At 57.9% G+C, this 321-nt stretch carries 1 protein-coding gene; it reads left to right on the forward strand.

The genetic code is table 11. The features are described 5' to 3' along the window. Positions 1–94 precede the first annotated feature (94 nt). A partial coding sequence (locus EN845_RS34410; RefSeq protein ID WP_245511886.1) for a plastocyanin/azurin family copper-binding protein occupies positions 95–321 on the forward strand: 227 nt, incomplete at its 3' end.

The raw sequence follows: 321 nt of genomic DNA on the forward strand, positions 1-321 counted from the left end.
GGCAATTTGCGCCAGCGCAAATCGCCAGCTGGTGCGGCGATCTACAAGGACGCAACGGTTGATGCCGTGGTGAAACAAAGAAAGGAACTCTCCAATGAAACTGCCCCTGATTGCCGCGGCTGTCGCCCTGCTCTCAATTGCCGGCGCTGCAAATGCCGAAGAACATGTTGTCCAGATGCTGAACAAGGGCGAGAAAGGCGCGATGGTCTTTCAGCCCGACTTCGTCCGGGCCGCACCCGGCGACACCATCAAGTTCGTGCCGACCGACAAGAGCCACAATGCAGAGATCATCAAGGGAATGATCCCGGATGGCGCTCAAGC

It is taken from the genome of Mesorhizobium sp. M8A.F.Ca.ET.202.01.1.1 (genome assembly GCF_004791595.1).
Taxonomy (GTDB): domain Bacteria; phylum Pseudomonadota; class Alphaproteobacteria; order Rhizobiales; family Rhizobiaceae; genus Mesorhizobium.